The organism is Elioraea tepida (assembly GCF_019203965.1).
Taxonomy (GTDB): Bacteria; Pseudomonadota; Alphaproteobacteria; order Acetobacterales; family Acetobacteraceae; genus Elioraea_A; species Elioraea_A tepida.
Genome location: NZ_CP076448.1, coordinates 1,817,282 through 1,841,762, shown reverse-complemented (window position 1 = coordinate 1,841,762; position 24,481 = coordinate 1,817,282). Strand labels below are relative to the sequence as shown.

20 protein-coding genes, 1 tRNA gene and 1 pseudogene are annotated in these 24,481 nt (G+C 71.0%); 7 read left to right on the top strand and 15 right to left on the bottom strand.

Annotated elements, in window-relative coordinates; translation table 11 throughout:
* The first annotated feature begins 1 nt into the window (after position 1).
* From KO353_RS08860 to KO353_RS08845, 4 genes are all read left to right on the top strand, one after another.
* Positions 2–790 (top strand): P-loop NTPase family protein, encoded by a 789-nt coding sequence (locus KO353_RS08860; RefSeq protein ID WP_218284308.1) that lies wholly within the window; start codon positions 2–4, stop codon positions 788–790.
* Positions 791–914: 124 nt separating this feature from the next.
* Positions 915–3,059: an RNA degradosome polyphosphate kinase gene (locus tag KO353_RS08855; protein ID WP_235692109.1), complete on the top strand. Its 2,145-nt coding sequence runs from the start codon at positions 915–917 to the stop codon at positions 3,057–3,059.
* A gap of 17 nt (positions 3,060–3,076) precedes the next feature.
* Complete coding sequence (locus KO353_RS08850) at positions 3,077–4,600, top strand: Ppx/GppA family phosphatase (RefSeq protein ID WP_218284306.1); 1,524 nt, start codon at positions 3,077–3,079, stop codon at positions 4,598–4,600.
* Between the two features lie 76 nt (positions 4,601–4,676).
* Positions 4,677–5,402, top strand: a complete 726-nt coding sequence (locus tag KO353_RS08845) for a DUF1194 domain-containing protein (protein WP_218284305.1) — start codon at positions 4,677–4,679, stop codon at positions 5,400–5,402.
* A gap of 93 nt (positions 5,403–5,495) precedes the next feature.
* Here the strand turns inward: KO353_RS08845 and KO353_RS08840 are convergent.
* From KO353_RS08840 to dapB, 7 genes and pseudogenes are all read right to left on the bottom strand, one after another.
* Positions 5,496–8,654, bottom strand: a pseudogene (locus KO353_RS08840) (efflux RND transporter permease subunit).
* 6 nt (positions 8,655–8,660) lie between these two features.
* A complete protein-coding gene (locus KO353_RS08835; RefSeq protein ID WP_235692108.1) occupies positions 8,661–9,419 on the bottom strand; it encodes an efflux RND transporter periplasmic adaptor subunit in 759 nt (252 codons plus the stop codon).
* A gap of 125 nt (positions 9,420–9,544) precedes the next feature.
* Positions 9,545–9,820: a hypothetical protein gene (locus KO353_RS16465; protein WP_235691765.1), complete on the bottom strand. Its 276-nt coding sequence runs from the start codon at positions 9,818–9,820 to the stop codon at positions 9,545–9,547.
* Positions 9,821–9,924: 104 nt separating this feature from the next.
* The gene (trmB, locus tag KO353_RS08830) at positions 9,925–10,662 is read right to left on the bottom strand and encodes a tRNA (guanine(46)-N(7))-methyltransferase TrmB (RefSeq protein WP_218284304.1); all 738 of its coding nucleotides are present in this window, start codon (positions 10,660–10,662) and stop codon (positions 9,925–9,927) included.
* The gene (metK, locus tag KO353_RS08825; protein WP_218284303.1) at positions 10,659–11,846 is read right to left on the bottom strand and encodes a methionine adenosyltransferase; all 1,188 of its coding nucleotides are present in this window, start codon (positions 11,844–11,846) and stop codon (positions 10,659–10,661) included. The genes trmB and metK overlap by 4 nt, the downstream gene beginning before the upstream one ends.
* Positions 11,847–11,988: 142 nt before the next feature.
* Positions 11,989–12,576 carry a DUF7002 family protein gene (locus tag KO353_RS08820; protein ID WP_218284302.1) on the bottom strand — a complete coding sequence of 196 codons (588 nt, stop codon included), beginning with the start codon at positions 12,574–12,576 and terminating at the stop codon, positions 11,989–11,991.
* Complete coding sequence (gene dapB / locus KO353_RS08815; RefSeq protein WP_218287320.1) at positions 12,573–13,385, bottom strand: 4-hydroxy-tetrahydrodipicolinate reductase; 813 nt, start codon at positions 13,383–13,385, stop codon at positions 12,573–12,575. The genes KO353_RS08820 and dapB overlap by 4 nt, the downstream gene beginning before the upstream one ends.
* A gap of 101 nt (positions 13,386–13,486) precedes the next feature.
* Here dapB and KO353_RS08810 point away from each other — a divergent pair.
* A tRNA-Leu gene (locus tag KO353_RS08810) sits at positions 13,487–13,572 on the top strand.
* A 17-nt stretch (positions 13,573–13,589) separates the two neighbouring features.
* Here KO353_RS08810 and KO353_RS08805 read toward each other — a convergent pair.
* The 8 genes from KO353_RS08805 to KO353_RS08770 all read right to left on the bottom strand — a co-directional run bounded on the left by KO353_RS08805 (position 13,590) and on the right by KO353_RS08770 (position 20,976).
* The gene (locus tag KO353_RS08805; protein ID WP_235691764.1) at positions 13,590–14,915 is read right to left on the bottom strand and encodes an MATE family efflux transporter; all 1,326 of its coding nucleotides are present in this window, start codon (positions 14,913–14,915) and stop codon (positions 13,590–13,592) included.
* Positions 14,912–15,823 (bottom strand): NAD(P)-dependent oxidoreductase, encoded by a 912-nt coding sequence (locus KO353_RS08800; protein ID WP_218284301.1) that lies wholly within the window; start codon positions 15,821–15,823, stop codon positions 14,912–14,914. The genes KO353_RS08805 and KO353_RS08800 overlap by 4 nt, the downstream gene beginning before the upstream one ends.
* Before the next feature lie 31 nt (positions 15,824–15,854).
* Entirely contained in the window at positions 15,855–16,481 is a 627-nt protein-coding gene (locus tag KO353_RS08795) for an SAM-dependent methyltransferase (protein WP_218284300.1), read from the bottom strand.
* 231 nt (positions 16,482–16,712) lie between these two features.
* Complete coding sequence (locus tag KO353_RS08790; RefSeq protein WP_268906157.1) at positions 16,713–17,594, bottom strand: 3-hydroxybutyryl-CoA dehydrogenase; 882 nt, start codon at positions 17,592–17,594, stop codon at positions 16,713–16,715.
* Entirely contained in the window at positions 17,591–18,544 is a 954-nt protein-coding gene (locus KO353_RS08785; RefSeq protein WP_218284299.1) for an electron transfer flavoprotein subunit alpha/FixB family protein, read from the bottom strand. The genes KO353_RS08790 and KO353_RS08785 overlap by 4 nt, the downstream gene beginning before the upstream one ends.
* Before the next feature lie 27 nt (positions 18,545–18,571).
* Complete coding sequence (locus tag KO353_RS08780) at positions 18,572–19,321, bottom strand: electron transfer flavoprotein subunit beta/FixA family protein (protein WP_218284298.1); 750 nt, start codon at positions 19,319–19,321, stop codon at positions 18,572–18,574.
* A 181-nt stretch (positions 19,322–19,502) separates the two neighbouring features.
* The gene (locus KO353_RS08775) at positions 19,503–19,694 is read right to left on the bottom strand and encodes a twin transmembrane helix small protein (RefSeq protein WP_218284297.1); all 192 of its coding nucleotides are present in this window, start codon (positions 19,692–19,694) and stop codon (positions 19,503–19,505) included.
* A gap of 46 nt (positions 19,695–19,740) precedes the next feature.
* On the bottom strand, positions 19,741–20,976 hold the full coding sequence (locus KO353_RS08770) for an MFS transporter (protein WP_218284296.1): 1,236 nt from the start codon (positions 20,974–20,976) through the stop codon (positions 19,741–19,743).
* A 249-nt stretch (positions 20,977–21,225) separates the two neighbouring features.
* Here KO353_RS08770 and KO353_RS08765 point away from each other — a divergent pair, with 249 nt between their 5' ends.
* Complete coding sequence (locus tag KO353_RS08765) at positions 21,226–23,415, top strand: mechanosensitive ion channel domain-containing protein (protein WP_218284295.1); 2,190 nt, start codon at positions 21,226–21,228, stop codon at positions 23,413–23,415.
* A gap of 220 nt (positions 23,416–23,635) precedes the next feature.
* Positions 23,636–24,436: a phosphonate ABC transporter ATP-binding protein gene (phnC, locus tag KO353_RS08760; RefSeq protein WP_235691762.1), complete on the top strand. Its 801-nt coding sequence runs from the start codon at positions 23,636–23,638 to the stop codon at positions 24,434–24,436.
* The last annotated feature ends 45 nt before the right edge of the window (positions 24,437–24,481 follow it).

The following is a 24,481-nucleotide window of genomic DNA, read 5'->3' as shown; positions in this document are numbered from 1 at the left end:
GATGCCGCCGGCCGATCGCGGCGCGCAGCTCGCCCTGCCGTTCTGCTCCGCACTCTCCTACGCCGCGGCGGACTTCGTTCCGGGGGCGGCGAACGCCGAGGCCCGCGCCTGGCTCGACCGCTGGCCCAACTGGCCCGGGCGTCGGCTCGCGCTGATCGGCCCGCCCGGCTCGGGCAAGAGCCATCTCGCCGCCGTGTGGCGGGAGCGGACGGGGGCGCTCGCCCTCACCGGAGCCGCCGTCGCCGCCGCCTCGGCGCGGAGCCTGTTCGACCTCGCCGACCCCTCCGGCGCGATCCTGGTCGAGGACGCCGACGCCGTGCCGCAGGGCCGGGCGCTGGTGCATCTCCTCAATGCCGCGTCGGAGGCGGGCGGCACGGTGCTGATGACCGCCCGTACCCCGCCGTCGCGCTGGCGGACGGGGCTTGCCGACCTCCGCTCGCGGCTCGCCGCCACGGCGACGGCAACGATCGCCTCCCCTGACGAGGCGCTGATCGAGGCGGTGCTCGCTAAGTTGATGGCGGATCGGCAGCTCGTGGTGCCGCCGCGCCTTCTGGCCGCGCTCGCGGTTCGCCTGCCGCGTGATTTCGCCGCCGTCCAGGCCCTCGCCGAGGCCCTCGACGCTGCCTCACTCGCCGCCGGTCGCCGGGTGACGCGCGAGCTCGCGGCGGCCGCACTCGCCCACGCCCTTGCCGTCACGGGGCACGCGCCCGGAGCCGACCCGGCCGCGGCGGATGACACGCCCCTGCCGCCCGGCCCTGATCCCTCGCCCGGAAAGCCGCACCTGCGCTAGGGTCATCCGGCCGCATCGGGTGGGGCGCGAGCGTCGGAGAGGCCGCATGGCACGCGTGCGAGAGGTCACGAGGCCGGTCGATGGCACGGAGGGAGGCGGGACCGACCCCCGGCCGGCCGACCTCATGCAGAGCCCCGAGCGCTTCATCAACCGCGAGCTCTCCTGGCTCGCCTTCAACACCCGCGTCCTCGAGGAGGCAAACAATCCCCGCCACCCGCTTCTCGAGCGGGTGCGGTTCGTCTCGATTTCCGCCTCCAACCTCGACGAGTTCTACGCCGTCCGTGTCGCCGGCCTCGTCGGGCAGGCGGCCGCGGGCGTGGTGAAGCCGAGCCCCGACGGGATGACGCCGACGCAGCAGCTCGCCGCCATCCACCGCGAGGCGGAGAAGCTGATCGTCGAGCAGCAGCGCGTGTGGCGCGACCTCGCGCGCCTGTTGCGCGGGGCGGGGCTTGCGGTGGTCGAGCCCGACGAGCTCGGGGCGGAGGACCGTGCCTGGCTCGAACAGTGGTTCATGGAGCGGATCTTTCCGGTCCTGACCCCGCTTGCGATCGACCCGGCTCACCCCTTCCCGTTCATCCCCTCGCTCGGCCTGGTGATGGTTCTGAAGCTCACCCATGCGGATGACGGCACGGCGATGCGGGCCCTGTTGCCTATCCCGGGCCAGGTCGAGCGCTTCATCCGGCTGCCCGAGGCGGGTGCTCCCGGGCCCTCGATCCGGTTCCTGCCTCTCGAGGATGCGATCGGCCTCTTCCTCGACCGGCTCTTTCCGGGCTACCGGGTCGCCGGAAAGGGTTATTTCCGGCTGATCCGTGACAGCGATGTCGAGTTCGAGGAGGAGGCAGAGGACCTCGTCCGCTCCTACGAGACGGCGCTGAAGCGCCGCCGGCGCGGCCGCGTCATTCGCCTCACCGTCAATGCCGCGATGCCGCCAGACCTGCTCGAGTTCGTCACCTCGGAGCTCGACGCGCCGCGCACGGAGGTGTTCCTGGTCGACGGCATCCTCGGTGTTGCAGACCTGAAACAGATCATCGTCGATGATCGGCCCGACCTCCTGTTCACCCCCTACACGCCGCGCTTTCCCGAACGGATCCGCGATTTCGGCGGCGACTGCTTCGCCGCGATCCGGCACAAGGACATCGTCGTCCACCATCCCTACGAGAGCTTCGACGTGGTGGTGCAGTTCCTGCGCCAGGCCGCGCAGGACCCGAACGTGGTGGCGATCAAGCAGACGCTCTACCGCACGAGCCGCGACAGCCCGATCGTGCGGGCGCTGATCGAGGCGGCCGAGAACGGCAAGATCGTCACCGCCATGGTGGAGCTCAAGGCGCGGTTCGACGAGGAGCTGAACATACGCTGGGCGCGCGAGATGGAGGCGGCCGGCGTGCAGGTCGTCTACGGCTTCATCGAGCTCAAGACGCACGCCAAGCTCTCGCTTGTGGTGCGCCGCGAGGGCCAGGTGCTGCGCTCCTACGCCCATGTCGGCACCGGCAACTACCACCCCTACACCGCGCGGGTGTACACCGACCTCTCCTTCTTCACCTGCGACCCGGCGCTGACGCGCGATGCCGCGCGTCTGTTCAACTTCATGACGGGCTATGCGCGGCCAGCGCGGATGGAGGCGATGGCGTTCGCGCCGCTGACCATGCGCGCGAAGCTCGCCGAGCTGATCGACCGCGAGATCGCCTTCGCGCGCTCAGGCCGCCCCGCGACCATCTGGCTCAAGATGAACAGCCTCGTCGACGAGACGCTGATCGATCACCTCTACCGCGCCTCGCAGGCGGGGGTGGTGATCGAGATCGTCTGCCGCGGCATCTGCTGCCTGCGCCCGGGCGTTCCGGGGCTGTCCGAGACCATCCGGGTCAAGAGCATCGTCGGGCGGTTCCTCGAGCACGCGCGCATCTTCGCCTTCGGCAACGGCCACCCGATGCCCTCGCGCGAGGCGGCGGTGTTCATCTCCTCGGCCGACTGGATGGCGCGCAACATGGATTGGCGCGTCGAGGCGATGGCGCCGATCTTCAACCCCACCGTGCACGCGCAGATCCTCGACCAGATCATGGTGGTGAACCTCAAGGACGAGGCGCAGTCCTGGACGCTCGGCGCGGACGGGGTCTATACCCGCGTCCGCGCCGGGGAGGGCGCGTTCTCTGCGCACGAGTACTTCATGACCAACCCCTCTCTCTCCGGCCGCGGCAGCGCCCTCCATGGCCCCGCCTCGATCCCCACCGCGGGGCAGGGGCGCGAGCGGCCTGACCGCATGGCCCAGGATTGAGGAGGGCGGCCGCACGCATGCCGGAGCCGGGCACGCCGCCGCGCGCGGGCGTGGTCGATCTCGGGTCGAACTCGGTGAGGCTCGTCGTCTTCGAGGGCCTCGGCCGGAACCCCTCGGCGATCTTCAACGAGAAGGCGATCCTCGGCCTCGGCCGTGGCCTGCAAGCCACCGGCCGTCTGAACGAGGAGGCGATGGCCCGATCCGTCCTTGTTCTCGAGCGCTATGTCGCGCTCGCGAGATCAATGGACGCCGATCCGCTCGAGGTGCTGGCCACCGCCGCGGTGCGCGAGGCAGCCAATGGCGAGGCCTATGTCGCGATGCTTCGGCGTCGCTTCCCGGGGCTTTCGATCCGCGTCCTCTCCGGCGAGGAGGAGGCGCGGCTGTCCGCCGAGGGCGTGCTCTGCGGCATCCCCGACGCCTGCGGCGTGCTCGGCGATCTCGGCGGCGGCAGCCTCGAGCTCGTGCATCTCGAGGCGGGAACGATCGCGGCCACCGCCACGCTCCCGCTCGGCGTGATTCGGCTTGCGGAGACCGCCGGGGGAGACGTGGTGCGCGCCCGGGCGATCGCCGAGGAGGCGCTCGCCTCTGTGCCGTGGCTTCGCGAAGGGGCGGGGCGCGATCTCTACCTCGTCGGCGGCGCTTGGCGTGCGTTGGCGCGAATTCATATCGGCCAGACCGGCTATCCGCTCGCGATCGTCCACCACTACACCCTGCCGCGCGAGGAGGCGCGTGACCTTACGGGCGTGGTCAGCAACCTCTCCAAGCGCACGCTCGACCGGATCCCGGGCCTCAGCCGCAGGCGGGTCGATGGGCTGCCCTTCGCCGCGGTGGTGCTGCGTCGGCTGTTGCGGGTCACCGGGGCGCGGCGTGTGGTGTTCTCGGCCAACGGCATGCGCGAGGGCTGGTTCGCCGGCAGGCTTCCCGCCTCGGTGCGCGCCGAGGACCCGCTGCTTGCCGCCGGGCGCGAGCTCAACGCCCGCTTCGGCCGCGGCGAGACCCTGCCGCCTGCCCTGATCGACTGGACCGCGCCGCTGTTCCCAGGCGAGACGCGCGAGCAGCGTCGGCTGCGCGAGGCGGCCTGCTGGGTCTCCGACATCGGCGCGCACGAGCATCCCGACTACAAGGCGGAGCAGGCCTTCCTGCGCATGCTTCGCCAGCCGGGGATCGGGCTCGACCACCACGCCCGCGCCTTCCTCGCGCTCGCGGTCGCGATGCGGCACGAGGCCGAGCGGGATGAGCCCTGGCTCGCGCCTGCGCGCATCCTCCTCGACAGCGCCGCGGCGCAGCGTGCGGAAGCGATCGGCGCGGCGCTGCGTCTCGCCTACACGCTTTCGGGCGGCTCGGCCGCGCTTCTGGCGCTGACCGGCCTTCGTCGCGAGAACGAACGGCTGATCCTGAGGCTCTCCCAAGGTGGCGGCGTGTTCGCCGGCGAGAGCGTGTCGCGACGCCTCGAACGCCTCGCGGCTCTCCTCCGCGCCGAGCCCGTGACCGAGATCGCGCCCGCTTCGGAAGCCGCCGTCGGGCTCGACGCGGCACAGTAGCAGAGGCGCATCACAACTCGCGTGAGTGTTTTGCGGCGCTGGAAACGCGCATGCCAGCTCTGTTACGGTCGCATGCATGAACGCGTCGCGTCGCACCCTGCTCGCCGCTCTTCCCGCCCTCGCCGCGGCGCGTGCCGCCCGGGCGAGCGAGGAGCCGGTCGATATGCTGCTCGTGCTCGCGGTCGATGTCAGCCGCTCGATCGACGAGGACGAAGCCAAGCTCCAGCGCGAGGGCTACCGCGCCGCGATGACCGATCCTCGGGTGGTCTCCGCCATCCGGTCGGGCACGCTGGGTGCCATCGCCGTCTGCTATCTCGAATGGGCGTCGGCCGACTATCAGCGCATCGTCATCCCCTGGACGCGGATCGACGGCCAGGAGGCCGCGAATGCCTGGGCGGAACGGCTTGCCGCCGCGCCGCGCGTCTCAATGAGCTGGACCTCGATTTCGGGCGCGATCGAGGCGTCGATGCGGGCGATCGCCGCGGCGCCCTTCGAGGGCACGCGCAAGGTGATCGACATCTCGGGAGACGGGGTGAACAACTCCGGCGCGCCGGTGACGCTGTTGCGCGACCTCGCGGTCGATGCCGGAATCACCATCAACGGCCTGCCGATCCTGAATGACCGTTCCCCGTTCGGGCAGCCGCAGAACATGACGCTCGACCAGTATTTCGAGGAATTCGTGATCGGCGGCCCTGGCGCCTTCGTCATCCCGGCGGAGGACTTCCACTCCTTCCAGGGAGCGGTGCTGCGCAAGCTGATCCGCGAGATTTCCGGCCGCACGGAGATTGGCCGCTTCGCCTGAGGCAGGCGACACGCTGCGCGCCCGCAGCACCTGCACTGAGCCGTCGGCTGAGCATGATGTGCTTCGCCTGACACCGGCCGTCGTGGCGCGCGTTCAGCCTCCGGCGGCGCGGCCCGGCTCAGGCGCCGCGCGCGTCCCGGCAAGCCGGCCCTTGATCCGCTCCCGCCAGCGCTGGAAGACGACGTAGAGCATCGGGATCACGAAGATCCCCAAAGAAGAGGCGGCGATCATGCCGGCGAAGACGCCGACCGAGACGTTCCGCCGCGCGAGCTCCGCCGCGCCGTCCGCCGTCACCAGCGGCACGAGACCGAGGATGAAGGCGAACGATGTCATCATCACCGGCCGGAACCGAAGCCGCGCCGCCGCCGTCGCCGCCTCGATCAGCGCCACCCCACGCTCGCGCTGTTCCTTCGCGAACTCGACGATCAGGATGCCGTTCTTCGCCGCAAGCGCGATCAGGACGACGATGCCGATCTGCGCATAGAGGTCGAGCGGCGCGCGTGCGACCAGAAGGCCCGCGAAGGCCCCGAGCACGCCGACCGCGACCGACAGCAGCACCGGAACCGGAATGGTCCAGCTCTCGTAGAGGCCGACGAGGAACAGATAGGCGAACAGGATCGCCATCGCGAGCAGCGCCGGAACCTGCCCCTCGGCGCGCTTCTCCTGGAACGAGATGTCCGACCACTCGAAGCCGTAGCCCGAGGGAAGCGTGCGCGCCGCGATCTCCTCTATCGCGCTCAGCGCCTCGCCCGACGACACGCCCGGCGCGCCCGCGCCGAGCACCGGCGCCGATCGGACGTTGTTGTAGCGCGTGATCGCCTGCGGCGCCTCGACCACCGAGACCTCGGCGATCGACCGGATCGGCACCATCTCGCCTGCGGGGCCGCGGACGAACACGCCGAGGATGTCCTCCACGCTGCGCCGGCTCTCCGGCTCGGCCTGCAGAGTCACCTGCCAGGTGCGACCGAACAGGGTGACGCCGTTCACATAGGCCTGGCCGAACAGCGCCTGCAGCGTGCCGAGCACGTCAGCGACCTGAAGCCCGAGCGCCTGCGCCCGGTCGCGATCGATGTCGAGGAAAATCGCTGGGGTCGAGGCGGAGAACGGGGAGAAGACAAGCGCGAGTCTGGCGTCCTAGTTCGCCGCGACGACAAGGCCCCGCATGACTTGGGCGAGCGCGGCCGGAGGCCGTCCCTCGAGATCCTGCAGCATGAAGGTGAAGCCGCCCCCTGTGCCGAGGCCGACGATTGGCGGAACGTTCGCGGGCCGCGCGATGCCCTCGCGCAAGCCCTGGAACGCCGCCGCGAGATCGCGGATCACCGCCTGGGCACGGAGCTCCTCCGCGCGACGTTCCGCGAACGGCTTGAGCAGGACGATCTGGAACGCCGCGTTCGGCTGCGCTGCCCCGTCGACGAAGCTGAAGCCCACCACCGAGGCCACACTCTCGACCGCCGGATGGGCCGCGACGATCCGCTCGACCTCGGCCACGAACGCGGCCGAGCGGTTGACCGAGGCGCCATCGGGAAGCTGCATCGCCACGAACAGCGCCCCCTGGTCCTCTTCGGGAACGAATCCACCGGGCGTCAATCGCGACAGCCCCACCACGCCCGCCATCGAGGCGCCGATCAGCAGGAGCGACAGGAAAGAAACGCGCAGAAGCCGCCGCACCACCGCGGCATAGCCCTCGGCGACACGGTCGATGCCCCGCATCACCGCCTCGATCGGCCCGCGCCTCGGCCCGGCGGAGGGCTTCAGCAGCAGCGAGGAAAGGGCGGGCGAAAGCGTCAGCGCGTTGATCGCCGAGAGCACCATCGCCACCGAGATCGTCACCGCGAACTGGCGGAAGAGCTCGCCCGTGATGCCGGGGATGAAGGCGATCGGGACGAACACCGAGAGCAGTACGAGCGTGATGGCGATGATCGGCGCGGTGATCTCGGCCATCGCCTTCACCGTCGCCTCAGCGGGCGAGAGGGAAGGCTCCTCGTGCATCACCCGCTCGACGTTCTCGACCACGACGATCGCATCATCGACCACGATGCCGATCGCGAGCACCATCGCGAGCAGCGAGACCGTGTTCGCCGAATACCCGAGCGCGAGGAGAACGACGAAGGTGCCGATCAGGCTCACCGGCACGGCGATGGTCGGGATCGGCGTGGCGCGGAGGTTGCCGAGGAACAGATAGACCACGAGAACGACGAGGACGAAGGCCTCGAGCAGAGTCTTCCGCACCTCGTCGATCGTCGCGGTGACGAAGGTCGTGGCGTCGAACGTCACCTCCCAGCGCAGGCCTTCGGGGAAGCGCTTAGCCATCTCGGCCATCGCCGCGCGCACCGCCCGCGCCGCCGCCACCGCGTTCGCGCCCGGCGCCTGGTACACGGCGAAGAGCTGCGCCGGCCGGCCACGGAAGCGCGTCTCGACATCGGCGACGCGGACGCCGAACTCCACGCGGGCGACGTCGCCGAGGCGAAGCACCGAACCGTCAGGATTGGCGCGCAGCACGATCCGCTCGAACTCCTCCGCCGTGGCGAGCCTTCCCTGCGTCGTGATGGTGAGCTGGAACTGCTGGTCCTCGCTGATCGGACGCGCGCCGATCCTTCCCGCCGGCGCCTGGATGTTCTGCCCGCGGATCGCCGCCTGGATGTCCGCCGGAGAGAGCCGGAGCTGGGCGAGCCTCGCCGGGTCGAGCCAGACGCGGATCGCGTAGTCGAGCGGCCCGAACAGCGTCACATCGCCCACCCCGGGCGTGCGCTTGAGCCGGTCGAGCACGTTGATGGTGAGGTAGTTCGAGATGAAGAGGTTGTCGTAGCGCCCGTCCGGGTCATAGACGGCGATCACTTTGAGGAAGGCGGAGGAGACCTTCTTCACCGTCACGCCGATCCGCTTCACCTCGTCGGGAAGGGAGGCGAGCGCGAGCTGCACACGGTTGTTCACGTTCACCGTGTTGAGGTCAGGGTCGGTGCCGAGCTCGAAGCTCACGGTGAGCGCATACGTCCCGTCCGACGAGGACAGGCTGCGCATGTAAATCGCGTTGTCGACCCCGACCACCTGGCTCTCGATCACCTGCGCCACCGTCTCCTCCACGACGGCGGCCGAGGCGCCGGGATAGGCCGCCGTCACCCGCACCTGCGGCGGCACGATGTCCGGATATTGCGCGACCGGAATGCGGGAGAGCGCCACCAGCCCGGCGATGACGGTCACGACCGCAATGACGACGGCAAGCCGCGGGCGGGCGACGAACAGGGCGGCGACCACGACGCCTCAGCCCGCCCGCGGCGAGAGCGCCGCGCCGGATCGCCCAGGCGAGGCCGGCAACGGCGAAGGCACGACCGCCGCGCCGGGGCGGATGCGCTGGATCCCGTCGACGATCAGGCTCTCGCCCGGCTTCAGCCCCTCCTCGACGACAATCCGCGCACCGATCGCCTGGCCCGTCCTGATCCGGCGCATCGCCGCCCGGTTCGCTTCGGCGATGAACACATAGGCCCCCTGCTGGTCGAGCAGGATGGCCGATTGCGCGATCACGACTCTCCTCTCCGGCTCACGTCCCTCGACCCGAACCGTCACGAGCTGGCCGTCGGTGAGCAGCCGGTCGGGGTTGGCGATCCCGGCGCGCACGGTGACCGTGTCCGTCGCCTGCCTGACCGTGACGTCGACGAAATCGATCCGCCCGATCTCGGGGTAGACCGAGCCGTCGGGAAAGGTGACGCGCACGTCGACCGCGCCGGCCGCCGCCCCCGTGGCGAGCCGCTCGCGCTTGAGCTCGAGCAGGACGCGCTGGCTCACGGGGAAGGTGACGTACATCGGGTCCTGGCTGACGATCAGGGCGAGCGGCCCGGTCGTCGGCCCGACCACGTTGCCGACGGAGACGGCCGACCGTCCGATCCGCCCCGCAACCGGCGCGCGGATCAGCGTGTAGCCGAGATTGATCTCGGCCTGTTCGAGCGCGGCCTTCTCCTCGAGCACCTTCGCCGCCGCCACCGCCGCCTCAGCGCGGCGAAGGTCGCGCGTCGCGTCCGGGATGTTGTTGGTCCGCGCGAGCTCCTCGGCGCGCTCGAGCTGCAGATCGGCGTTGAGCTACTCGGCTTCGGCGGAGGCGAGCGCCGGCTTCGCCGCGTTGACGGCGGCGATGAAGGGCGCGCGCTCGATCACGAACAGGAGCGCGTCCTTCTCGACCTCCTGGCCGTCGCGGAAGGTCTGCTGCTCGAGGAAGCCGTCACGCGCGCAACCAGCGACACACGACTCACCGCCTCGATTCGGCCGATGAAGCTCTGCGCGGGGGTGACCTCCTCCTCGGCGGTGACGATCACGCCGACCGGCGTCGCCGGCGCCTGAGGCTGCACCTGCGCCAGCGCCGCCGTTCCGGCAAGCGCGAGCGTCGCGGCGAGGGAGAGGATCGCGAGCGTCGGCGTCGATGGCGTCACGGCGGCGTTCCGGGAGGACTGTGCTTCATCATCCTCGCCCGCGGGCGGACCGTGCCGCGACCGCAATCGCACCGGCAACGCCGCGTGCGCCCGCGTCGCACCGCTCACACCGGAACGGCCCGGCGCCTGAGCGTCCAGTAGAGCGGCCGCCGCCCCTCGCGCAGCGCCTTCGCCTCATAGCGCGTCGGCGGCCAGCCTTCGGGCCGCGTCTCAACCACGCTGTCGAGGGCGAACCACGGCTGGCTCCTGAGCGTCTCCTCGACCCAGGCCTGGTAGGTCGGGTCGTCGGAGGCAAGCCGCCACTCGGCGCCGGGGGCGAGCACGCGGGCGAGCGCACCGAGCGTGGCCGGGTGGACGAAGCGCCTGCGCGCGTGCCGCGCCTTCGGCCATGGGTCGGGGAACAGGACGAACAGGCGCGTGAGCGAGGCCTCGGGCAGGGCCGCGATCAGCGTGCGCGCGTCCGCAGGCCAGAGCCGCAGGTTGGGCGGAAGCGGCGCCTGCGCCTCGGCCCCCTCGGGCACGAGGCGCGCGAGCAGGCTGCAGATCCCGTTCTCGAACACCTCGGCCGCGATCAGCCCGATCTCCGGGTTCGCCGCCGCGATCGCCTGAGCGTGCTCACCCGCCCCGGCGCCGACCTCGAGCCACACCTCCCGCACTGGAACGGCGAAGGCGGAGGCCGGCTCGGCCGCCTGGTCGAGGCGGAAGGCGAGACGCGGCAGGGTCTCGGCAAGCAATCTGAGCTGGCGCGGCCTGAGCGCATGGCCGCGGCGCCGGCCATAGAGCCGCTCCGCCGGCGGGCGGTCGAGCTTCTTCGACCGTGCCGGCGGCGCGGGCCCGCTCACCGACCGAAGGCGGATTTCAGAGCCGGAACGAGGTCAGTTCGCTCCCAGGTGAACGTGCCCTTCTCCTCGTCCGGAGTGCGGCCGAAATGGCCATAGGCCGAGGTGGGCACGTAGATCGGCCGGTTGAGGTGCAGATGCTCGCGGATGCCGCGCGGTGAGAGGTTCATGAGTTCGCCCACCACGCGCGCGAGCTTCACCTCGTCGACATCCTTGCCGGTGCCGTGCAGGTCGAAATAGATCGAGAGCGGCTTCGACACACCGATCGCATAGCTCACCTGGATGGTGCAGCGGTCGGCCAGCCCGGCGGCGACCACGTTCTTGGCGAGGTAGCGGCAGGCATAGGCCGCCGAACGGTCGACCTTGGTCGGGTCCTTGCCGGAGAAGGCGCCGCCGCCGTGCGGTGCCGCGCCGCCATAGGTGTCGACGATGATCTTGCGCCCCGTCAGCCCGGCATCGCCGTCCGGCCCGCCGATCACGAACTTGCCGGTCGGGTTCACGTAGAACTCGCTCTCGGGGCACATCCAGCCCGGCGGCAGACTGCTCTCCACGATCGGCCAGAGCATGCGCTTGATTTCCGCCTGCTCGAGCCCCTCGACATGCTGGGTGGAGACGACGATCGAGGTGGCGCCGACGGGCTGGCCATCCACATAGCGGAGGGTGACCTGGCTCTTGGCGTCGGGCAGAAGTCCCTCGACGAGTTTGTCCTTGTTCCGCCGCAGCTCGCTGATCCGCCGCAGGATCAGGTGCGCGTAGTAGAGCGGCGCTGGCATCAGCTCGGGCGTCTCACGGCAGGCATAGCCGAACATGATCCCCTGGTCGCCCGCCCCCTCGTCCTTGTTGCCGGCGGCATCCACCCCAAGCGCGATATCGGCGGATTGGGCATGGAGGTGGCAGTGGATCTCGGCATGCTTCCAGGAGAAGCCGGCCTGGTCGTAGCCGATGTCGTGGATCGCCATCCGCGCGAGGTGGATCAGATAGTCGGGTGTGACGGTCTCGGGGCCGCGGACCTCGCCGGCGAGCACGACGCGATTGGTCGTGACCAGCGTCTCGCACGCCACGCGGCTGTAGGGGTCGGCGGCGAGATAGGCGTCGAGCACGGTGTCGCTGATCCGGTCGGCCACCTTGTCGGGGTGGCCTTCCGAGACGGATTCGCTCGTGAACAGGTAGTCGCCCGTCGCGCGCATGGCGTGCTTCGTCCTCTTGTCGCGGGGGTGGTTCTGGTGCCGCCGGGGTCCCCGAACCCTAGCCCCCGGTCTCGCCGCGCGGGGTGATCGCAGGGAACCATGGCCGGGTCAAGGCAGCATGGTTGCATGTGGCGGCGCCGCATCAGCCGTGTCGCGCGGTGTGGAGAACCTCGGGCGGGATCCGTGCGGGCACCGCTACCTCCTTCACGGTCGCGCACGCCGGGAGAGCGTGCACCGGGCGATAGAGGCCCAGGCCGCGCAGCCTGCCGTCGCGCGGCGCCGCGCGCGGCACGGCACCGCCGTTCACCGGCGCGGCAAGGAGGGGAAGGCCCGACCCGAGGAGCGCGGCGGAGCGCAGGGCGAGCACCACTTGCCGCCGCCCTGGCTCGGCCCGGCGCAGCGTCTCCGCCATCCCCGCCGAAACCCAGAAGAAGACATGCGCGTTGATGAAGCGGCGCCACGCCTCGGCCGTGACGCCGTCGGCGAGATGGGGCCCGAGCGCACGGTCATGCAGCTTCTGCCGGCGCAGCGCCGCTGTTCCATGCACAGGGTGGGTGAGCGGAACATAGCGGTCGCGGTTGCGCGACAAGAGCGTGCCGGCGTCCGCCATGTCGAAGAGGGTGCAGAGCGCCTCGGCCGAGAGAAGCCCGTGCCGGGCGATCGAGGGCAGGGCGTCGGCGTCCGTGACGTGGAACAGGGTGGGAAAGCGCCGCGCAAACTCCGCGCTCAAGGCCGCTCCATCCCGAGCACGTCGAGCATGCCGTAGAGGCCGGGCGCGCGCCCGGCCACCCAGAGCGCGGCGCGCAGCGCGCCCTCGGCATAGATTCGCCGGTCGAAGCTGCGGTGGCCGATCGTGATGTGCTCCACGGCTCCCGCGAAGATCACGCTGTGCTCTCCAACCACTTGGCCGCCACGCAAGGCGGCGAAGCCGATCGCGCCGTCGGCCCGGCGCCCCGTATGCCCGTGCCGGCCGCTCTCCATCACCGACTCGAGCACGACACCTCGCCCCGACGCCGCGGCGCGGCCAAGCGCGATCGCGGTGCCCGAGGGGGCATCGACCTTCTGGCGGTGGTGCATCTCGAGGATCTCGATGTCGTACTCGGGCCCGAGCGCCGCGGCCGCCTGCCGAACGAGGCCGAGCATCACGTTCACCGCCGGGGCGAAATTGGCGGCATGGACCACGGGAATGGCGCGCGCTGCGGCGGCAACCGCCTGCTCCTGGTCCGCCGTGAGCCCCGTCGTGCCAAGCACGAGCGCCGTGCGCGCGGCCGTGGCGGCGGCGAGGTTTGCTTCGAGCGCGTCCGCGTGGGTGAAGTCGATCAGCACATCGGCGCGCGCGGCGAGCGCGGTGATGTCATCGGTCGCCGGCAGGCCCATCGGCTCGAGCCCGGCGATCCGCCCGACATCCTGCCCGATCAGCGCCCCGCCGGGGCGGACGGTTCCGCCTGCGAGCGTGGCCCCAGGCGTGCGGAGGATCTCCGCGACCAGAAGCCGCCCCATGCGCCCTCCCACCCCCGCCACACCGATCCGTGTCGCCATCGTCACCCCCTCGGTTCCGGGGCCGACGGTGCGGCGCACGGCCACGCCGGTCAATCGCCCGCCTCGCGGGCCGTGTGCGCGGATGCTATGCCTCGTAGCAAGCGGGCGTGGCGGAACTGGTAGACGCAGCGGACTTAAAATCCGCAGCCGGGCAACCGGCGTGTCGGTTCGACCCCGACCGCCCGCACCGACGCGCTCTCCCGCTCAACGCCCGCCGCGCCCCGCCGACCATAGGCGCGGCCTGACCGAGAGCGCGACGATCGCCCCGTAGCCGACGAGCGCGGCCGAGAGCGCGACGAACAGACCAGCGAGCCCGAAACGCTCCCCGGCACAGGCACCGCCGCCGACGGCAAGCCCGATGCGTGCGAGCGAGGCAAGGAAGGGAAGGCGCATCCGCCCCGCGCCTTGCGCGGCGAAGTAGAGCGCCATGCCGAGGCCGAGCGCCGGGAAGGCGGGGCCGATCACCACGAGGTAGAGAACGATCGCCTCGCGCACCGCTGGGTCGGCCGCGAAGGCGCGCGCAAAGGGCTCGGGCGCGAGCGCGACGGAGGCGCCGATCATGCCCGCGATCGCGGCGGCAAGCGCCCCGCCGCGCCAGGCGGTGATCCGCGCCCCCGCCCAATCCCCCGCGCCGACGCGCAGGCCGACGAGAGCGGTCAGCGCCGCGCCGATGCCGTAGGCAAGCGGAATCATCAGGAACTCGAGCCGGACGCCGACGCCGTAGGCGGCGATCGCGGCCGAGCCGTGGCGGGAGACGAGAGCCGTGACGAGAACCGTGGTGAGGTTGGCGATCGCCGCCATCGCCGAGGCGACGAGGCCGACGGAGAGGATTCGCCGGAACAGGGCCGGATCGAGCCGGACCCGAAGCGACGGCACCACCCCCGCCCCGCCCTTGAGGATCGCCAACGTCATGGCGATGCAGGCGAGCAGGAAGGTCGCGACATAGGCGATCGCCGCCCCGGCGATACCGAGCGACGTCCGGGTCAGGAGGGTGATCGAGAGCGCGGCGTCGACCCCCCACGCCCCGAGCATGATCAGCGCCGGCAGGCGCATGTTGCCCGCGCCGCGCAGAACCGAAGCCAGCGTGTTCGCAAGCCACACGAGAACTGAGCCGGCGAACAGGATACGCGCGAACAGGGTGGCGTGACGCACGGCCTCCTCCGTGCCGCCCAGCGCGCGGAACAGCGCCGGCCCGAACCCCTCGATCAGAAGCGTGAAGAGGAGCCCCATGAAGAGGCCGATCAGCGCAGCATGAACCACGAGCGCCGAAGCCTCGTCGCGACGCCCCGCACCGAGAGCGCGGGCGATCGCGGCGGCAACCCCGCCCCCCATCGCCCCGGTGGACATCATCTGCATCAGGAGAAGCAGCGGCAGAACCAGCGCGTAGCCCGCGAGCACCTCGGTGCCGAGCCGGCCGATGAACGCCACTTCAAGGGTTTGGCACGCGGCCTGGGTGGAGGCGACCGTCATCGTCGGCAGGGCGAGCGCGAGGATTCGCCCGTACCGGGCCGGGGAGGGAGCCGTGCTCACCCTTGGACGCCGGCGAGGCCGGAGAGTTCGGCGACGAGCTGGCCGAGGACGGTGCAGTCCTCCCCGTCGCGGCCCTGGTTCGCGAGCGCCTCGAACATCTGCGCCGCGTGCGCCGTGGCGGGCGCGAACACGCCATGCACTTGGGCCGCGGCGAGCGCGATTCGGATGTCCTTGCGCATCAGCCCGGCGCGGAAGGCGGGAGGTGAGAAGCGCTGCTTGAGCATGCGCAAAGCGTGGGTCTCGAGCACGGCAGAGCGCGCGCTGCCGCCGAGCAGGGCCTCGCGCATCGCCGCGACGTCCAGCCCGGCGCGGGCGCCGAGAGCGAGCCCCTCGGCGACGGCCTGCATGGTCGCGCAGATGATGAGCTGATTGGCCGCCTTGCACACCTGGCCCGATCCCGCGGGGCCGAGATGGGTGACGGTTCGGGCAACGGCCGAGAACAGGGCCGAGGCAGCCGCGAAGGCGGATCGATCACCTCCCACCATGCAGGTGAGGGTGGCCTGCACCGCACCCATCGGCCCGCCTGAGACGGGGCTGTCGAGCATCGCCACGCCACGCTCGGCAAGCATGGCGGCGACGCGCGACGCCTCCTCCGGGGCGATCGTGGAGAAGTCGATCACGATCGACCCCGGCGCGAGCGCCTCGGCCGCGCCGCCCGCGCCGAACAGAACCGCCTTGACGTCCGCCGCGTCGGGCAGGGAGAGGCAGAGGGCCCGGGCTTCGCGCGCCGCCTCTCCCGGCGTCTCCGCCCAGAGCGCGCCGGAGGCGACCAGCGCCTCGGCGCGTGCGCGCGTGCGCGTGTGCACTGCGAGGCGGAAGCCCGCGCGGGAGATGTTGGCGGCCATCGCCGCGCCCATCGTGCCGAGCCCGATGAACGCGACCCTGTCTCCGGGAGCGAGCGGTGTCATCGCGTCTCCATCCGGTCCTGCGCGTTGTCGCTTACGCCCCGCGTCGCGCGAGCAGGCGCACCACCGTCGCCTCGCCGCGATGCGCCTCGCCTTCGTCGAGCAGCACGGTGCCGGTGGTCAGAGCGTGCATCACGAGGCCCGGAAAATCGTCGCGCAGCATCGCGGCATCGTAGCGGCTCTCCTCCGTGCGCGGGCCGCAGCCGGGCGGCCCGCCACGCGCGAAGGCCTCGAGCACGAGCCAGCCTCCGGGCGCGAGCGCGCGGCCCGCCCCGGCATGCACCGCGCGGCGTTCCTCCGGCGAGAGTTGCACGAAGATCAGCGCCACGAGATCAAACGCCGCCTCCGGCCAGTCCCACGACGCGAGGTCGGCGCAGAGGGTGGTGATCGCCACACCTCGCCGCGCCGCAAGGGAGCGGGCGCGGGCGAGCGCGGCGGGGGCGAAATCCACCGCGGTGACGGCAAGCCCGAGCGAAGCGAGGAACACCGCGTTCCGCCCCTCGCCCTCGCCGGGGCAGAGGGCACGCATGCCGGGCTTCAGGCGCCAGGCGTTCGAGACGAGCCACTCGTTCGGAGCCTCTCCGAACAGCCAGGCTCCCGCCTCGTAGCGCTCCTGCCAGCGGCGCTGCCACGGCGAGGGGGGCGGCTCGCGTCGGCTCATCGCGTCACTCCGGCGGTCAGATCGCGGCGTTCAGGCGGAACCGCAGGGAAAACGCGGGTCGGCCGTGGGAGGCGAACCGGCCGTGCGGACGCTGCGGGAGCGCGCCACGGAGCCCGGCGCGGATCGACGTCGGAACGCAGGCGGCTCGTTCCCCTCACGGTTCGCGCCCGAGGCCGCACCCACACGCCAGGACCGGCTGTGCGGGAGACCACAGCCCCACGCACGTGCCGGTCAGCGCGTCGGCGAAGGCGAGGTCGTCGAATAGTCGTAGAAGCCGCGCCCCGTCTTGCGGCCGAGCCAGCCGGCCTCGACGTATTTCACGAGCAGCGCGGCCGGGCGGTACTTGCTGTCCGCGAACCCTTCGTGGAGCACGCGCATGATCGCAAGGCAGGTGTCGAGCCCGATGAAGTCGGCAAGCTCGAGCGGACCCATCGGCTGGTTGGTGCCGAGCTTCATCGCCGTGTCGATCGAGACGACGTCGCCCACCCCCTCCTGAAGCGCCTGCACCGCCTCGTTGATCATCGGCACGAGGATGCGGTTGACGATGAAGCCCGGATAGTCGGCCGCGGTCGCTGTGGTCTTGCCAAGCCGTTGCGCGAGCGCGACGGTTGCCTCGAACGTCGCGTCATCGGTGGCGATGCCGCGGATCACCTCGACGAGCCGCATCACCGGCACCGGGTTCATGAAGTGCATGCCGATGAAGCGGGCGGGACGGTCGGTCGCCGCCGCCAAGCCGGTGATCGAGATCGAGGAGGTGTTGGTGGCGATGATCGCCGTGGGCTTCAGAACGGGGCAGAGCGCCCGGAAGATCCCCTTCTTCACCTCCGCGTTCTCGGTCGCGGCCTCGATCACCATGTCGGCGTCGGCAAAGACGGAATGGTCCGTCCCCGTTGTGATCCGTGCAAGCGCCCTCTCCTTCGCCTCCGCGGTCACCGCGCCCTTCGCCACCTGGCGGTCGATGTTGCGCGCGATCGAGGCGACCGCCTTGTCAAGCGCGGCCGGGTTGACATCGACCATCGCAACCTCGAGCCCGGCAAGAGCGGCGACATGCGCGATGCCGGACCCCATCTGGCCGGCGCCGATCACGCCGAGGCGGGAGATCGTTGCGCTCACGCCGTCTTCTCCAGTTCGGCGGCGAGCTCGGGCAGGACCTGGAACAGGTCCCCCACCAGGCCGTAGTCGGCGACCTGGAAGATCGGCGCCTCCTCGTCCTTGTTGATGGCGACGATCACCTTGCTGTCCTTCATGCCGGCAAGGTGCTGGATCGCGCCCGAGATGCCGACGGCGATGTAAAGTTCCGGGGCGACGATCTTGCCGGTCTGCCCGACCTGGTAGTCGTTCGGCACGAAGCCCGCGTCGACCGCGGCGCGCGAGGCGCCGACGGCCGCGCCGAGCTTGTCCGCCACCGCCTCGATCAGCTTGAAGTTCTCGGCCGAGCCCATGCCGCGGCCGCCCGAGACGACCACGCGAGCCGAGGTGAGCTCGGGCCGGGCGGAGGCGGTAAGCTCCTGGCCGATGAAGCGGGAAAGGCCCGGATCCTCGGGCACCGGCAACGCCTCGATGGCTGCTGCGCCGCCCTCGGCCGGCACCGGGTCGAAGCTTGCGGCGCGGACGGTGAGCACCTTCACCGGGTCGGACGAGCGCACGGTCGCGAGCGCGTTGCCAGCATAGATCGGCCGGACGAAGGTGTCGGGCGCCACCACGGCGGCGATGTCGGAGATCGGCTGCACGTCGATCAGAGCGGCAAGACGCGGCATGACGTTCTTGCCCTGGGCGGTGGCGGCGGAGAGGAGGTGCGTGTAGCCAGGCGCGAGCCGGGCGAGCAGTGCGGCCATCGGCTCGGCCAGAGCGTGCGCGAGCGAGGCACCATCGGCGTGCAGCACCTTCGCCACCCCAGGCAGGCGCGCGGCGGCGCGGGCCGCCTCCCCGCTTCCATGCCCGGCGACGAGAAGGTGCACCTCACCGCCGGCGAGAGCGCCGATCCGGGCGGCGGCAGCGAGCGCCGAGCGCGTCGGCTGCTTGATCACGCCTCCGTCATGATCGGCCAGAACCAGAATCGCCATCACCCACTCCTTCGCAGGGTCTCGCTCTCAGATCACCTTGGCCTCGGTGCGAAGCTTCGCGACCAGCTCCGCGACCGAGGCGACCTTCGCCCCGGCCTTGCGCTTCGGCGGCTCCTCGACCTTGAGCACGGCGAGCCGCGGCGTGACGTCGACGCCGAGCGCGGCAGGCGTGAGGGTCTCGATCGGCTTCTTGCGCGCCTTCATGATGTTCGGCAGCGAGGCGTAGCGCGGCTCGTTGAGCCTCAGATCGGCCGTGACCACGGCCGGCAGAGCGAGCTCGACCGTCTCGAGCCCGCCATCGACCTCGCGCGTGACCGTGACCCGGCCGTCGGCGAGCGCGACCTTCGAGGCGAAGGTTCCCTGCGGCCAGCCGAGCAAGGCGGCGAGCATCTGCCCGGTGGCGTTCATGTCATCGTCGATCGCCTGCTTGCCCATGATCACAAGGCCGGGCGACTCCCTCGCAACCACCGCCTTGAGAAGCTTCGCGACCGCAAGCGGCTGCAGCTCGACCTCGGTCTCGATCAGGATGCCGCGGTCCGCTCCCATCGCGAGAGCCGTGCGGATCGTTTCGGCGGCTGCGGCAACACCGGCCGAGACGGCAACGATCTCGCCGGCGAGCCCCTTCTCCTTGAGACGAACCGCCTCTTCGACGGCGATCTCGTCGAAGGGGTTCATCGACATCTTGACGTTGGCGGTCTCGACACCGGTTTGGTCCGCCTTGACGCGGATCTTGACGTTGTAGTCGACGACCCGCTTCACGGGCACGAGGATCTTCATCTCTGTCCTGCCACGCTGGATGGAGCGTGCACGCGCATCGAGAGGATGGGACGGGGCGGCACCACCGTGACGGGCCGGAGCCGGGGGGTCGCGCGGACGCGCCCGCGTCGTCTTCTTCGCACGTGCAACAGGCAACTCCGACGGTAGCGGCGTATGCCGGGTTGCGCAAGCGAGGCCAGGCTCAGCGCCCGACCAGAGCGAGCAGGAGCAGGAACAGGCCGAGCGCCGCCGCCTGCAGCACGACACGCCAGCGCATCAGCACGTTGCTCCGGGCCGGGTCGACCCCTCGCGCGAGGCCGACCACGCCGGCAAGGAGAACGCCAAGCGTGGCGAGCATCGCCGCCGCGACAAGGAGGATCAGAAAGGTCGTCATGCCCCGACCCTGCCATGCCACGCAGCCCGGGTCACGCCCCGTGCCGTCACGGACGCTGCGGCGAGCGCACCGTCGCGGCAGCCGAGCGTCTAAGCGGGGCGAGCAGGAAGACGCCGATCAGCGCCGACGCCGCGCAGGCCAGGAACCCGGCCACGTAGGTGCTCGTCGCCTGGACAAGGCCGGAGAATCCGGTCGGCGCGACCACCATGGCAAGCGCGAAGACGAAGGAGAGCATGCCGGTCGCCGCCCCCACCTGGCCCACCGGGGCGAGCCGCGCCGTCTCCGACAGGAGCACGCCGTTCCACCCGATCGCGGTCGCGCCCATCGCCACGCCCGCCCCTGCCACCAGCACCGGCGGCCAGCCCGGCTCGGCGAGCGCAAGCGTCACCGCGGCAGCAGCCGTGGCGAGGCCGAGCCCCGAGAGCACGAAGAGCGGCCCGACGATGTCGGCGACGAGCCCCCACAGGACGCGCCCCGCCACACCGGCGGCCTGCGCGAGAGAGAGGTTCAGCCCGGCGAGCAGGAGGTCGTAGTGCAGGATCTCGGTCTGGAACACGACGAAGAAGGACGAGAAGCAGAACTGCGACACGCCGAAGGCGGCGCCGACGAGCGCGATCGCGCGCAGCTTGGGCTGGCTTCGGAACAGGCCGAGGCTCGCCTTCGCCCCGGCGAGGCCGACCTTGGTGGTCGGGTCGCGATCCGCGTCGAGGGAACGGCGCAAGGGCTGCAGCGCCAGAGCCGTCATCACCGCGAGCAGGGCGAGACCCGCGACTCCGCCGCGCCAGCCGAGCGCGAGCCCGAGCGGCGGCGCGATCATGCCGATCAGCATCGCCCCGCCGGGAACGCCGGTCTGCTTGACGGAGAAGACGAGGCTTCGGCTCCGCTGCGGCGCCATGTCATGCAGGAGGTGGCTTCCCGCCGGCGTCAGCGGCCCGTGCCCAACGCCGCCGATCAGCGCCGAGGCGACCAGAGCGGCGGGGTGGCCGAGGGTCGCGACCATCAGCCCGAGGGCGATCACGGCGAGCGCCGCCTGGCACAGCCGCACCGGCCCGAGCCGGGCGATCAGCGGGCCGGTCAGCGGGCCGGAGAGAAGCGAGCCGGCATAGACGAGCGCCACATTGATTCCGGCAAGCCCGGGCGGGAGTCCCGTGTCCTCGGCGATCAGGGGGGCGAGAACGGGAACGCCGAGGAAGGCGCCCATCGCCGCAAGATGCGTGCCGAGCAATGCGATCAGGACGAGTGAAATCGAGGGTGCGGAGCCGCGCGTCGCGTGTGAGGCCATGATGCCCCACACTCTAGGCGAGGCCGGCGCGCTTGACACCCCCGCCCTGCGCGGCTTGGGTGCCGTCGCTTCCCAGGGAGAGGGCAGAACGCGATGCATGCTCCAGTTCCGCGCCGCGGCGCGGCGCTTCTGGCGAGGCTTCTCGTGCTGGCATGGGCCCTGGCGGCGGCGTTCGCGGGCCCGTCAACAGCCGTGGCGCAATTGGGCCCGTTGCCGGAGAGCGCTGCACCGGCCGCTCCCGGCCAGGCGGTGACGGAGCCGGCAATCGGCCGCGCCCCTGCGCCGGCGCTCGCCCTGCCGGCAGCCGAAGCCGCACGGCTCGCCGAGCTGTTGCGCGATGAGCGGCGTCGGAACGAGCTGATCGCGCTGCTCGACAGCCTCGCGCAGGTGGCGGCGAGCCGGGCGGAGCCTGCGCCCCCTCCCCAGGCCGAGCCGCCCCTGCCGCTACCGCTCGCGCCGCAGAGCCTGCTCGCCCAGGTTCTGCTCGCCCTGTCGAACACGCTCGGCGACATCTCGTCCTGGGTGATCGCAGCGGTGCGCAGCGCCAACGACCTGCCCGCCGTGGTCGAGGCCGGCCGGCGCTTCCTGTTCGACGAGGCCGTGCGCGGCCGTGCCTTCGACCTGTTCTGGAAGGCGATGGTCGTGCTCGCGGCCGGGATCGCGGTCGAGCGCAGCCTGGTCGCGCTGCTGCGCCCCGCACGCCGGCGGATCGCTGTCGCCGCCGAAGGGGTCGAGCGCTACGGCCAGCGCGCCGGCCTCTCCTTCGCCCGCTTCCTCGTCGACCTCATACCGGTGATCGCCTTCGCCGCGGTGAGCTATGCCGTGATCACCGCGATCGAGCGTTGGCCTTCGCAGCGCCTGCTGCTCATCGTCGCCAACAATGCCTATCTCGCGGCGCGGCTCGCCCGGGCGGTCGGCCGGCTCGTGTTCGCCCCGGAGGTGCCGCAGCTTCGGCTGATCCCGATGGCGGACGAGACCGCCGCCTACTGCCAGGTGTGGCTGCGGCGCATCAGCGTCTGGGTGGTGACCGGCTATGCGGTGGCCGAGGCGGTGCTGATCTTCGGCCTCGGCCAGGCGGCGCATGACGGGCTCGTCCGCTTCGTCGAGTTCGTCCTGATGCTGTTCCTGGTGCTGATCGTGCTGCAGAACCGCGCCGCGGTCGCTGCCGTGATCCGGGCGCCGGAGGAGGCCCGGGGTCCTTGGACGGTCGCGCGCAACCGGCTGGCCGATGTCTGGCACCTGCTCGCGGTCGCCTATCTCGTCGCCGGCTGGGCCGTCAGCGCGCTGCAGATCTCCGACGGCTATGCGTATCTGTTGCGCTTCACCGCAACGACGCTCGCCGTGCTCGGCGCGGCCAAGCTCGCGGAACTCGTCTCCGACCGTCTGCTTGGGCGCGTGTTGCGCGTCGAGCCGGACCTCAAGGGCCGCTACCCCGGGCTCGAGGGGCGGGTGAACCGCTACACGCCGATCCTGCGCACGCTGATCCATGCCGCGATCTGGGCGACCGCGGCGGTGGTGCTGCTCGAGCTCTGGGGCCTCGGCGCCTTCGCCTGGTTCGAGCAGGGGCGGCTCGGAGCGCGGGTGGTGAGCGCGCTCGCCTCGGTGCTATTGACCCTCGTGATCGCGCTGTTCGTTTGGGAATCGATCAACTCGGCGATCAACCGCCACCTCGAGAAGCTCTCGCGCGATGCCGAGGCGGCGCGTACGGCGCGCGTGCGCACGCTTCTGCCGATGCTGCGCACCGCGCTTTTGTTCCTCATGATCATCGTCGTGTCTCTGATCGTGCTGAACGAGCTCGGGGTGAACATCGCGCCCCTTCTCGCCGGTGCGGGCGTGATCGGCATCGCTATCGGCTTCGGTTCGCAGAAACTTGTCCAGGACGTGATCACCGGCATCTTCCTGCTCGCCGAGGATGCGATCGCGGTGGGCGATGTGGTGAACGTCGCGGGCCAAGGCGGGGTGGTCGAGGCGCTCTCGATCCGCTCGATCCGGCTGCGCAGCATCGACGGCACGGTGCATATCGTCCCGTTCTCGGCCGTGACCACCGTCTCCAACATGACCAAGGACTTCGCCTTCGCCGTGTTCGACGTCGGCGTCGCCTATGGCGAGGACACCGACCGGGTGGTCGAGGTTCTGCGTGCGGTCGGCGCCGAGATGCGCGCCGAGCCGCGCTGGGCGAACGTGATCCGCGAGCCGCTCGAGGTGATGGGGGTGGATCGCTTCCTCGACAGCGCGGTGGTGATCCGCTGCCGCTTCCGCACCAACCCGGGCAGCCAGTGGGCCGTCTCGCGCGAGTTCAACCGGCGCTACAAGAAGCGCTTCGACGAGCTCGGGATCGAGATCCCGTTCCCCTACCGGAAGGTGGTGGTTCAGGCCGAAGGTGGGAGGCCCGTCAGCGCCGAGGCGAAACAGGCCGCCGCGATCGCCGGGGCGGCGTAAGCGCGCGCAGCCGGGCAGCACCCCTCCGGCATCCGATCGGAGCCTCCGGTGCAAGGCCTGTCGGCCAGCCGGCCGAAAGCGCCCAGGGCTCGCCCGCCGGCGCAACATGCCTCTCCGCGCCCATCGCGCCCGGCCGCAAGAACGCGGGGCGCGCGGTTTTGTCACCAATCCTTAACCGTTTTGAGTTTGGGCCGAAACGTACCACGCCTATTGTGGGGTCGTGACGAACTCCGCCTCGCCTGCGATCGCTGCCCAAGGGCTCAGCGTCCGTTTCGGAAGTGTTGTCGCTGTCGATTCCGTCTCCTTCGCTGTCGCGCGCGGGGAGATGGTCGCCATCATCGGCCCCTCAGGCGCAGGCAAGTCGACGCTTCTGCGCGCCATCAATCGGCTCGTGCCGATCAGCGGCGGGCGGCTGTTCGGCGAGGGGTCGGACGTGACCAGGCTCAAGGGCCGGGCGCTGCACCGCTGGCGGGCGCGTGCGGCGATGATCTTCCAGCAGTTCAACCTCTCGCCGCGGCTCGATGCGCTGACCAATGTCCTCACGGGCAGGCTTATCGACCTCCCGTTCTGGCGCTCCTGGACCGGCTTCTTCCCCCATCGCGACCAGCTCGACGCGATGCTGCTGCTCGACGAGCTCGGGCTTTCCGAGAAGGCCTTCGTCAGGGTCGAGCGGCTCTCGGGAGGGCAGCAGCAGCGCGTCGCCATCGCACGCGCCCTGATGCAGCGGCCGGCGATGATCCTCGCCGACGAACCGACCGCCTCGCTCGACCCGCGCAACGCCACGGTGGTGATGCAGACGCTGCGCGCGATCAACCGCACCCGCGGCATGACGACGCTGGTCAACCTGCACGATGTCGGCCTCGCCCGGGCCTTCGCCGACCGGATCATCGCGCTCCGTGCCGGCCGGATCGTCTTCGACGGCACCCCCGCCGATCTCAGCAAGACCCTGATCGCCTCGCTCTACGCCGGCGACGAGGCGGAGGCTGAGGAGGCGGCCCCGCGGCTTCTCGAAACCGCCTGATCTCGCTCAGCCATCAGCCACCCTCAAAGACCTGAAGGAGACACT